This window comes from Paraburkholderia sp. XV (genome assembly GCF_020177535.1).
Taxonomy (GTDB): domain Bacteria; phylum Pseudomonadota; class Gammaproteobacteria; order Burkholderiales; family Burkholderiaceae; genus Paraburkholderia; species Paraburkholderia caribensis.
The window spans coordinates 1-9,590 of sequence record NZ_JAGUUD010000193.1 but is presented as its reverse complement, the minus strand read 5'-3'; the positions used below and the strand labels follow the sequence as shown (position 1 = coordinate 9,590).

The window sequence follows — 9,590 nt, the reverse complement described above, 5'->3', positions numbered from 1 at the left end:
GGTGCCGCCCCGCACAGGGGCGACGCGTGAAGCACGCTAACGAATCGCGGATGCCGGTGAAAAGTCAAACGCCGAGCGCGAATCGCATGATGCCGCGACGCAAACCACTCCTGCGTCGCAGACAACAAAAATCACGCTAACGAATCGCGGACGCCAGCGAAAAGTCAAACGCCGAGCGCGAATTGCATGATGCCGCGACGCAAACCACCCCAGCGTCGCAGACAACAAAAATCACCCTTCCAGCACTGGCGACCGAGTCCGCAAATACTCTTCAAAATCAGCAGCCACTTCCGGATGCCGCAGCGCAAACTCAACAGTCGCCTTCAGATACCCAAGCTTGCTACCGCAATCAAACCGCGTCCCGTGGTACTTATAAGCGAGCACCTGCTCATCAGCGAGCAAAGACTGAATCGCATCCGTGAGCTGCAGCTCACCACCCGCACCCGGCTTCAACGCACGAATATGATCAAAGATACGCGGCTTCAAAACATACCGCCCAACCACGCCCAGGTTAGAAGGCGCAACCTCAGGCGCCGGCTTCTCCACGATGCCTGACATCTTGATGATGGCGTCCTCCCACTCCTTGCCATCAACAATCCCATACGACCGCGTCTCCGACGCCGGAATCTCTTCAACACCGATCACCGAGCTGTGATAGTGATCGAACACCTCGATCATCTGCTGCATCACAGGCGGCTTGCCGTACAGCAAGTCATCCGCAAGAATCACCGCGAACGGATTGTCGCCAACCAGCTTCTCCGCGCACAGCACCGCGTGGCCCAGACCCAGTGCCTCAGGCTGACGCACATAAAAACAGTCCACATGGCTCGGCTTGATGCTGCGCACCAGCTCCAGCAGCTTCGCCTTGCCGCGCGCTTCCAGCTCCGCCTCGATTTCATACGACTTGTCGAAATGGTCCTCGATCGCACGCTTGCTGCGGCCCGTCACGAAGATCATCTCGGTGATGCCGGCCGCCATCGCTTCCTCAACGGCATACTGGATCAGCGGCTTGTCGACGATAGGCAGCATTTCCTTCGGGCTGGCCTTGGTGGCAGGGAGGAAGCGGGTGCCGAGACCCGCGACCGGAAAGACCGCCTTTGTAACTTTTAGCATGTGTGTACCCTGCGTCCTCTGGTTTGGGATGCGCGCCGGCGCCAGGTGGCCCGGTGCGCATGCAGCGTCAATCAGGCAGGCAAGCGCGACAGTTGTGCCGTCAGCTTGCCAATCGTGGTCTGGTATTCTGCCAGCCTTTTCTGCTCCTGCTCAACGACCGCCGGCGGCGCTTTTGCAACAAAACTCTCGTTCTGCAGCTTGGCGTTACATTTCGAAACCTCTGCGTTCAGTCTCGCAATCTCTTTTGACAGGCGCTCGCGCTCGGCGGCGACGTCGATCTCCACCTTCAGCACCAGCTTGTCTGTTCCTACGATAGCAATCGGCGCGCCATGTGCCTGCGCATCCAGCGTTGCCTCGTCGGCGATGATCTGCACTTCGGACAAACGCGCCAACGCCTGGGCATAAGCCGCGAACGACGCCAGACGCTCCGCATTGCCCGTCGCCAGCAGCGGCACCCTGGTCGCCGGCGACAGGTTCATCTCGCCGCGCAGGTTCCGGCACGCGTCGACCACGGCTTTCAGATCGGCGGCCCATTGCTCGGCCGATTCGTCGATCTTGCCCGGCTCGGCGATCGGATAGGGCTGCGTCATGATCGACGCTTCGCCTTCCGCACAACCTTCCGGGTACTTCGCCGCGAGCGGCGCCACCTTTTGCCACAACGCTTCCGTAATGAAAGGAATCACCGGGTGCGCGAGACGCAGCACCGTTTCGAGCACCCGCAACAGCGTGCGGCGCGTGGCGCGCTGCTGCTCGGGCGTGCCCGTCTGGATCTGCACCTTTGCCAGTTCGAGATACCAGTCACAGTATTCGTCCCACACGAACTTGTATAGGGCGTTTGCCACATTGTCGAAACGATAGTCGGCAAAGCCCTTTTCGACTTCGGCTTCGACGCGCTGAAGCAGCGACACGATCCAGCGGTCCGCCTGCGAGAAGTCCGTGTAGCCGCCCGGTCCGCAATCGCCCGGCTGGCACGCGCCCGGCTTCGAGAAGCCGCAGTCGTGGCCTTCGCAGTTCATCAGCACGAAGCGCGTCGCGTTCCACAGCTTGTTGCAGAAGTTGCGATAGCCTTCGCAGCGCGCGAGGTCGAAGTTGACGTTGCGGCCGAGCGTCGCCATCGACGCCATCGTGAAGCGCAGCGCATCCGTGCCGAACGCGGGAATGCCTTCGGGGAATTCCTTGCGCGTTTTCTTTTCGATGGTCGCGGCCTGCTTCGGATTCATCAGCCCCGTGGTCCGCTTCGCGACCAGCGCATCGAGGCCGATGCCGTCGACGATATCGATCGGGTCGAGCGTATTGCCCTTGCTCTTCGACATCTTCTGGCCTTCGGCGTCGCGCACCAGACCGTGCACGTAGACGGTGTCGAACGGCACCTTGCCGGTGAAGTGCGTGGTCATCATGACCATGCGCGCGACCCAGAAGAAGATGATGTCGAAACCCGTCACCAGCACCGACGAAGGCAGAAACGCCTTCAGTTCGGGCGTCTCGTTCGGCCAGCCGAGCGACGAGAACGGCACGAGCGCCGACGAGAACCACGTGTCGAGCACGTCTTCGTCGCGCTTGAGCGAGCCCTTGTAGCCTGCAGCGTCAGCCTTGGCGCGGGCTTCGTCTTCCGTCTTCGCGACGAAGATTTCGCCGTTCTCGCCATACCACGCGGGAATCTGATGGCCCCACCACAATTGACGCGAAATGCACCAGTCCTGGATGTTTTCGAGCCACTGGTAGTAAGTGGTCGTCCAGTTTTCCGGCACGAATTTGATCTGGCCGTTGCGCACCACGTCGAGCGATGTTTCCGTGATCGACTTGCCCGGATTGAAGGTGCCTTCCGGCGCGGGCTTGGTCATGGCGACGAACCATTGGTCCGTGAGCATCGGCTCGATGACCACGTTCGTACGGTCGCCGCGCGGCACCATGAGCTTGTGCGGCTTGACGGATTCGAGCAGCCCGAGCGCTTCGAGATCCGCGACGACCTGCTTGCGCGCTTCGAAGCGGTCCAGGCCGCGATATTTTTCCGGCGCGTTGTCGTTGATCTTCGCGTCGAGCGTGAGGATTTCGATCTGCGGCAGCTTGTGGCGCTGGCCGACCTGATAGTCGTTGAAATCGTGCGCGGGCGTGACCTTCACGACACCCGTGCCGAATTCGCGATCCACGTAGTCGTCGGCGATGATGGGGATTTCGCGATCCGTGAGCGGCAGCTTGACGGTCTTGCCGATCAGATGCGCGTAGCGCTCGTCTTCCGGGTGAACCATCACGGCGACGTCGCCGAGCATGGTTTCAGGGCGCGTCGTGGCGACTGTCAGATGGCCCGAGCCGTCCGCGAGCGGGTACTGGATGTGCCACAGGTGGCCGTTCTCCTCCTCGCTGACCACTTCGAGATCGGACACGGCCGTGAGCAGCACCGGGTCCCAGTTCACGAGGCGCTTGCCGCGGTAGATCAGGCCCTGTTCGTAAAGGCGCACGAACACTTCGCGCACGGCAGCCGACATCTTGTCGTCCATCGTGAAGTATTCGCGCGACCAGTCGATCGATGCGCCCAGGCGCCGCACCTGGCTGGTGATGATCGAGCCGGACTGCTGCTTCCATTCCCACACGCGTTCGGTGAATTTTTCGCGGCCGAGGTCGTGGCGCGACACGCCCTGCGCGTCGAGTTGACGCTCGACGACGATCTGCGTCGCGATACCCGCGTGGTCCGTGCCCGGCACCCACAGCGTGTTTTCGCCCAACATGCGGTGGTAGCGCGTCAGGCCGTCCATGATCGTCTGGTTGAACGCGTGACCCATGTGCAGCGTGCCCGTGACGTTGGGCGGCGGCAACTGGATCGAGAAATTCTTGCGGCCCGGCTCCATGGTCGGAGCGGCGTAGCCGCGTTTTTCCCATTCGGGGCCCCATTGGGCCTCGATCGTCTGCGGCTCGAAACTCTTGGCCAGCGTGCTGTCGCTTGTCGTCATCGTCAAAATCTGCCGGAAAATGCGTGGAAAGATGCCTGAAACCTTGAATTATAAAGGGATGCGGCAGCGGCGGGCCGCGCTTGCCTGCGCGCCCGCGCATCGCGGGCGCGAGCGGCGCTGGAATCGGGGGCGGAAATCGCGCGGCGGGCAGCAATGTCTCACGGTCTTATAATGACGGACCACCCGCCGCAACCGTTGTTTCTTCTCGTCATCCATGCCCGAACTGCTCGCGAACCTGAACCCCGAACAACACGCCGCCGTCACGCTGCCGAACGAACCGGCGCTCATTCTGGCTGGCGCAGGCAGCGGCAAGACGCGCGTGCTGATCACACGGATCGCATGGCTGATCCAGCAAGGCCTGGCATCGCCGCCGACCATTCTCGGCGTCACCTTCACGAACAAGGCCGCGCGCGAAATGATGTCGCGCCTGTCGGCGCTGCTGCCCATCGACACACGCGGCATGTGGATCGGCACGTTCCACGGCCTGTGCAACCGGATGCTGCGCGCGCATTACCGCGACGCCGGCCTGCCGCAGACCTTCCAGATTCTCGATACGGCGGACCAGCTCTCCGCGATCAAGCGCCTGATGAAGGGCCTGAATATCGACGACGAGAAATATCCGGCGAAGAACCTGCAGTACTTCATCAACAACGCGAAGGAGCAGGGGCTGCGCGCGAAGGACGTCGACGCGTCCGACAACTTCAACCGCAAGTTCGTCGAACTGTATGAAGCGTACGACCAGCAGTGCCAGCGCGAAGGCGTCGTCGATTTTCCGGAGCTGCTGCTGCGCTGCTACGAACTGCTGTCGTACAACCCGCCGCTGCGCGCGCATTACCAGGCGCGCTTCCGTCATATTCTGGTGGACGAGTTTCAGGACACGAACAAGCTTCAATACGCGTGGCTCAAGCTGCTGGCGGGCGAGCACAACGCGATCTTCGCGGTCGGCGACGACGACCAGTCCATCTATGCGTTTCGCGGCGCGAACGTCGGCAATATGCGTGACTTCGAGCAGGAATTCAAGGTTCGCAACCTGATCAAGCTGGAGCAGAACTACCGCTCGCACGGCCATATTCTCGATGCCGCGAATCATCTGATCGCGAACAATTCGCGGCGGCTCGGCAAGAACCTGCGCACCGACGCGGGCCACGGCGAGCCCGTGCGCGTCTACGAGGCTGCGACGGATTCGCAGGAAGCCGGCTGGATTGTCGAGGAGATTCGCGCGCTGATCAGCACGGGCGCGTCGCGCAGCGAGATCGCCGTGCTGTACCGGAGCAACGCGCAGTCGCGGACGATCGAACATACGCTGGTGAACGCCGGCATTCCGTATCGCGTGTATGGCGGCTTGCGCTTTTTCGAGCGTCAGGAGGTGAAGCATGCGCTCGCGTATCTGCGCCTGATCGACAATCCGAACGACGACACGGCCTTCGCGCGCGTGGTCAATTTCCCGACGCGCGGCATCGGCGCGCGCTCGATCGAACAGCTGGCGGATGCGGCGCGTCTCTACAACACGTCGATGGCGGTGGCGATTCCGTACGTGACGGGCAAGGCGGGCACGAGCCTCGGCGGCTTCGCGAACCTGATCGCGAAGATGCGCGCCGAAACGGCACAGATGAGCCTGCCTGAAACGGTCGAGTACGTGGTGCGCGCAAGCGGCCTGTCCGAGTTCTATCAGAACGAGCGCGAAGGGCAGGACCGGCTCGAGAACTTGCAGGAACTGGTGAACGCGGCGACGGCTTTCGTCAGTGAGGAAGGCTACGGCCTCGATACGCCCGCACGCTCGATTCCGCTGCGCCCGGGCGCGACGGCGGCGCCCGAACTGGCCGTCGCGACGGACGATTCCGGCGTCGACGTGCTCGACGCCGCGAATCCCGCCGACCCGGCACAGAATCCGGACACGATGACGCCGCTTGCGGGCTTCCTGTCGCACGCATCGCTGGAAGCGGGCGACAACCAGGCGCAGGCCGGCCAGGAAGCCGTGCAGCTGATGACGGTGCACGCGGCCAAGGGCCTCGAATTCACGGCGGTGTTCATCACCGGCCTCGAGGAAGGGTTGTTCCCGCACGAGAACAGCGCGATGGAAGCCGACGGCCTGGAAGAAGAGCGCCGCCTGATGTATGTCGCGATCACGCGCGCGAAGGAGCGGCTGTATCTGTCGTTTGCGCAGAGTCGGATGTTGCATGGCCAGACGCGCTACAACATCCGCTCGCGCTTCTTCGACGAATTGCCGCAGGAAACGCTCAAATGGCTGACGCCAAAGGTCGAAGCGGGCGCGCGTTGGGGCGGCCGTGCCGATAACGCGGGCTGGGGCCGCGACTGGTTTTCGCGGCCGGACCGTCAGCAGGGTTATGGCGGCGGCGCGTCGACAGTGGCGAGCGCGCCTTTGCCCGCGTTCGCGAACGAGCAGCGCGCCGCGGACACGGGCTTCCGCGTCGGCCAGCAGGTATTCCACACCAAGTTCGGCGAAGGCACGGTCACCGCGCTCGAAGGCGGTGGCGCCGACGCCAAGGCGCAGGTCAAGTTCAAGCGCCACGGCGAGAAATGGCTTGCGCTGGCCGTTGCGAAGTTGCAGGCAGTCGAATGAGCGCGCTGCCGTCCGAAGCGACGATTCCGCGCCGTCCGCTCGGCGTGATGGCGGCGCTGCCCGAGGAACTGGGCGATCTCGTCGCGGCGATGCGCGCCGAGGGTGCAGTCGAAACGATCACGCACGGCAAGCGCGACTATCACATCGGCACGGTGCACGGCGCGCCATGCGTCGTGACGCTGGGCCGGGTCGGCAAGGTCGCGGCGGCGGCGACCGTGAGCGCGCTGATCCATGCGTTCGATGTCGAGGCCGTGGTGTTCACTGGCGTGGCGGGCGGCGTCGGGCCGACGGTGCGGATCGGCGATATCGTCGTGGCCGAAACTTTGATGCAACACGATCTCGACGCGTCACCGCTGTTCCCGCGTTTCGAAGTGCCGCTGCTCGGCATCTCGCGCTTTGCCGCCGACGTGCCGTTGACGGCCGCGTTGGCCAACGCGTGCGAGCGTTTTGTCGAAGAAGAGGGCGCGGCGCTGTCACAGCGGTTTCTGACGGAGGCGGCGCCGACGGTGCATCGCGGCCTGATCATCAGCGGCGACCAGTTCGTGGCGAGCGCCACGTCCGTCGATCTCCTGCGCGCCGCGTTGCCCGATGCGCTCGCCGTCGAGATGGAAGGCGCGGCGATCGCGCAGGTCTGTTACGAGTACGGCGTGCCTTGCGCGATCGTGCGGACCATTTCCGATACGGCGGACGCACATGCGCCCGCATCGTTCGTCACGTTTTTGACCGAACTGGCGGGCACATATTCGAGCGGAATTCTCAGGCGGTTCTTGTCGGCGCGCGGTTGAGACGCGCGCCTTTGTTCAGAAGACTTACTTCGCGCCGAGCGCGGCTGCGACGGCGTCGCGAATCTGCTGCAATGCCGACGGGTCTTCGATAGTCGGCAGATCGCCGGGGTCGCGGCCTTCGGCGAGCGCCGCGATCGCGCGGCGCAAGAGTTTGCCGGAGCGTGTCTTCGGCAGCATCGACACCAGTACGACATGCGCGGGCCGCGCGATCGCGCCGAGATGGCGGTCGACGGTCGCGCACAGTTCCGCGGAGAGTTTTGCGCGCGCTTCATCGGACTCGTACGCGCCGGCGTCGCGCACGACGACGAACGCCACGGCTGCCTGTCCCTTCACCTGATCGGTCACGCCGACCACGGCGACTTCCGCGACGGCCTTGTGCGCCGACAGCGCCTCTTCGATTTCACGCGTACCGAGGCGATGGCCCGCGACGTTGATCACGTCGTCGGTGCGGCCGAGGATCGTCACGTAGCCGTCTTCGTCCTGAATGCCCCAGTCGAATGTCGAATAGAGCTGCTGGTTCGGCACGCTTTCCCAATACGTCTTGACGAAGCGCGCGTCGTCGCCCCACACGGTGGACATGCAGCCCGGCGGCAATGGATAGCCGAGCGTGATCACGCCTTTTTCGCCGGGCGCGCACGGCTCGCCCGTGTGCTCGTTGCGCAGCGTCAGGTCGTAGCCGTAGCAGGGCACGCCCGGCGAGCCGAGCTTTTGCGGCAGCGCTTCGACGCCGCGCTGGATCGCGAGAATGGGCCAGCCGGTTTCCGTCTGCCAGAAGTTGTCGACGACGGGCTTACCGAGCGCATCGGCGATCCACGCAGCCGTTGGCTCGTCGAGCGGCTCGCCGGCGAGGAAGAGGGTGCGCAGGCTCGACAGATCGGCCTGTTTCAGAAGCGCCGGGTCCTGCTTTTTCAGCACGCGGATCGCGGTCGGCGCCGTGAACATCAGATTGATCCTGTGCTGCTCGACGAGCCGCCACCAGATGCCGCCGTCGGGACGAATGGGCGTGCCTTCGTACATGACGGTGGTGAGGCCCGCGATCAGCGGCGCGTAGACGATGTAGCTGTGGCCGACTACCCAGCCGACGTCGGACGCGGTGAACATGGTGTCGCCCGCCTTGCCCTGGAAGATGTATTCCATCGATGCCGCGAGCGCGACCGCATAGCCACCGACATCGCGCTGCACGCCTTTCGGCTTGCCTGTGGTGCCGGACGTGTAGAGCACGTAAGACGGCTCCGTCGATTCGAGCCATTCGCACTGCACGTGCGCGTCGAAGAATTGCTCGCGCAGCGGCTCGTAGGCGACGAGATACGGCGCGTTCAGGCGCTCGGGCGCCAGTTGCCGGTCGATCAGCAGCACCTTGGGCGTCTTGTGTGTCGCGCGCGACAGCGCTTCATCGACGAGGGGCGTGTAGTCGATCACTTTGCCTGCGCGCGCGCCGGCGTCGGCTGTGACGATCAGCGCGGGTTTGGCGTCGTCGATGCGCGCGGCGAGATTGGGCGCGGCGAAGCCGCCGAACACCACCGAGTGGATCGCGCCGAGGCGCGCGCATGCGAGCATCGCGAACACGGCTTCGGGGATCATCGGGAGATAGATGAGCACGCGGTCGCTGCGATTGACGCCGAGCGAGCGCATCACGGCTGCCATCCGGTTCACTTCGGCGTGCAGTTCGGCGTAGGTGTAGCGGCGCTCGATGCCTGTTTCCGTCGATACGTAGACGAGTGCGTTCTGCTGTGCGCGCTGCGCGAGATGCCGGTCCACGGCGTTATGGCAAAGGTTCGTTTTACCGCCGACGAACCAGCGCGCGAAGGGTGGGTTCGAGCGGTCGAGGACGGTGTGGAATGGCGTTTGCCAGTGGATGCGGGTGGCTTCTTCGCGCCAGAAGTCGTCCGGGGCTTCGATTGAGCGGCGGTGGAATTCGCGGTAGGTGGTCATTTGGCGTGGCCCCTGGTTGGAGTTCGTTGCGGCTTTCGTTGCGGCGTTCGCTGGCGCGGGTTTGCACAGGATAGAGCAGGGGGTGTGTTGGCGGCAACGCGGGTAGACGAGGGGTTTGATTTTGTCTGCGACGCTTGGGGGTGGTTTTGGGCTTTTCGCTGGCATCCGCGGTTTTGGGTTTTGCGCTGGCATCCGCGATGCGTTATCTAGCTTCAAGCGTCGCCCCTGTGCGGG

General features: G+C 63.8%; 5 protein-coding genes. 2 read left to right on the top strand and 3 right to left on the bottom strand.

Going from position 1 to position 9,590, the window contains the following annotated elements; genetic code table 11:
- Positions 1-231 precede the first annotated feature (231 nt).
- On the bottom strand, positions 232-1,113 hold the full coding sequence (gene galU, locus KFO72_RS40230; protein ID WP_035990323.1) for a UTP--glucose-1-phosphate uridylyltransferase GalU: 882 nt from the start codon (positions 1,111-1,113) through the stop codon (positions 232-234).
- A gap of 71 nt (positions 1,114-1,184) precedes the next feature.
- The gene (locus KFO72_RS40225) at positions 1,185-4,058 is read right to left on the bottom strand and encodes a valine--tRNA ligase (protein ID WP_060601578.1); all 2,874 of its coding nucleotides are present in this window, start codon (positions 4,056-4,058) and stop codon (positions 1,185-1,187) included.
- Positions 4,059-4,272: 214 nt separating this feature from the next.
- On the opposite strand from KFO72_RS40225, the gene KFO72_RS40220 reads away from it, so the two are divergent.
- Together KFO72_RS40220 and KFO72_RS40215 are read left to right on the top strand one after the other, a co-directional pair.
- Positions 4,273-6,639, top strand: coding sequence for a UvrD-helicase domain-containing protein (locus KFO72_RS40220; RefSeq protein WP_107202216.1), 2,367 nt, complete (start codon positions 4,273-4,275; stop codon positions 6,637-6,639).
- Positions 6,636-7,424 carry a 5'-methylthioadenosine/adenosylhomocysteine nucleosidase gene (locus KFO72_RS40215; protein ID WP_054934268.1) on the top strand — a complete coding sequence of 263 codons (789 nt, stop codon included), beginning with the start codon at positions 6,636-6,638 and terminating at the stop codon, positions 7,422-7,424. The genes KFO72_RS40220 and KFO72_RS40215 overlap by 4 nt, the downstream gene beginning before the upstream one ends.
- A gap of 24 nt (positions 7,425-7,448) precedes the next feature.
- Here the strand turns inward: KFO72_RS40215 and KFO72_RS40210 are convergent, their stop codons facing one another.
- Positions 7,449-9,356 carry a propionate--CoA ligase gene (locus tag KFO72_RS40210; protein ID WP_062915175.1) on the bottom strand — a complete coding sequence of 636 codons (1,908 nt, stop codon included), beginning with the start codon at positions 9,354-9,356 and terminating at the stop codon, positions 7,449-7,451.
- Positions 9,357-9,590 lie beyond the last annotated feature (234 nt).

What these genes read in the sequence shown, in the direction of transcription:
- KFO72_RS40225 (WP_060601578.1), bottom strand. Translation starts at nt 4,058, where the DNA reads ATGACGACAAGCGACAGCACGCTGGCCAAGAGTTTCGAGCCGCAGACG.
- galU (WP_035990323.1), bottom strand. Translation starts at nt 1,113, where the DNA reads ATGCTAAAAGTTACAAAGGCGGTCTTTCCGGTCGCGGGTCTCGGCACC.
- KFO72_RS40210 (WP_062915175.1), bottom strand. Translation starts at nt 9,356, where the DNA reads ATGACCACCTACCGCGAATTCCACCGCCGCTCAATCGAAGCCCCGGAC.
- KFO72_RS40220 (WP_107202216.1), top strand. Translation starts at nt 4,273, where the DNA reads ATGCCCGAACTGCTCGCGAACCTGAACCCCGAACAACACGCCGCCGTC.
- KFO72_RS40215 (WP_054934268.1), top strand. Translation starts at nt 6,636, where the DNA reads ATGAGCGCGCTGCCGTCCGAAGCGACGATTCCGCGCCGTCCGCTCGGC.